This is a genomic window from Pseudidiomarina gelatinasegens (assembly GCF_004025325.1).
Taxonomy (GTDB): Bacteria; Pseudomonadota; Gammaproteobacteria; order Enterobacterales; family Alteromonadaceae; genus Pseudidiomarina; species Pseudidiomarina gelatinasegens.
Map to the genome: position 1 here is coordinate 1 of NZ_RSFE01000026.1, position 1,281 is coordinate 1,281.

Genomic DNA, 1,281 nt, shown 5'->3' on the forward strand with positions numbered 1-1,281 from the left:
TTGTAGTGGTCAAGTAATATTGGCCACGGTTTTGTAGTTATTCCAGTACCGTTTTTCCGACTCAGATGGTGTCAATCCACCGTTGTACGAATGCGGTCTCCATCGACTGTAATAACCGAGAATATAATCACTGATCCGTTGCTTGGCTTCAGTAAAGTTTCGATAGCCAGTAGTCGGCACCCATTCCGTTTTTAAGCTTCTAAAAAAGCGCTCCATTGGGCTATTGTCCCAACAATTTCCACGTCGGCTCATGCTTTGCGTCATTCGGTAACGCCATATTAATCGTCTGAATTTGCGACTGGTATAATGACAGCCCTGGTCGCTGTGATACATCAAGTCCTTTGGCTGCCCCCTGCGCTCAAACGCCATAGTCAGCGCCTGACACGTTAAATTGCTGTCTGGAGAATGACTCATCGCCCAGCCAACGGGCTGTCGTGCGAACAAGTCCATGACAACGGCCAGGTAGGCCCAGCGGCTGCCTGTCCAGATGAAGCTAACATCGCCGCACCACACTTGATTGGGCGCGGTCACCGCAAACTGCCGATCCAATAAATTTGGAATGGCAACATGCTCCTGTGCCGCCTTCTTATAAGCATGTTTCGGTAGCTGACAGCTAACCAGTTTCAGCTTTTTCATCAGGCGCCCTGCGCGATAGCGTGTCAGCGTAATGCTGTGCGTATCGTCATTTGTAATCATGTCAGCGACCGTTCTGGCACCGGCCGAGCCATTGCTTAACCGGTGCGCTTTGCGCACTAGGCTGCGAAGCCTAATCGCTTCTGGCGAGATACGTTTATCTCGCCGCTGCCAGTATTTAAATGTGCTGCGGTGGACGTCCAGTACCTCGCACAAATCTTTCACCGAATACCGGCGTGTATTGCTCTGACTCAGTCTCTCGATTAACGCGAGTGTTTCATGGAGTCCGACATCAACAGAGCTGAAGCCTTTTTTAATATATCCTTTTCTAATTCAAGGCGTTCGACGCGCTTCTTGAGCTCACGGATTTCAACCTGTTCAGGCGTCATGGGGCTGGCTTTTGGAGCCTTACCGGCGCGTTCTTCTCGTAGCTGCTTTACCCATTTACCAAGCGTTGAATACCCAACGCCCATGGCATCGGCGGCTTCCTTGTGAGAATACCCCTGATCGACGACTAACTGTGCTGTTTCCAGTCTAAATTCCGGGCTAAAGTTTGGACGGTTCTTCTTTGTCATTTTGTCACCTAATTTTGCTATGCTGTCATCATAACAGCTCTAATCAGGTGGCCAAATTAACTATGCCACTACA

General features: G+C 49.6%; 1 protein-coding gene. It reads right to left on the reverse strand.

The window, feature by feature from the left end:
- Positions 1-9 precede the first annotated feature (9 nt).
- A protein-coding gene (locus EGC76_RS11875) for an IS3 family transposase (RefSeq protein ID WP_128353212.1) occupies positions 10-1,208 on the reverse strand; the annotation gives its coding sequence in 2 pieces (ribosomal slippage) (positions 10-938 and positions 938-1,208; 1,200 coding nt in all).
- Positions 1,209-1,281: the final 73 nt, after the last annotated feature.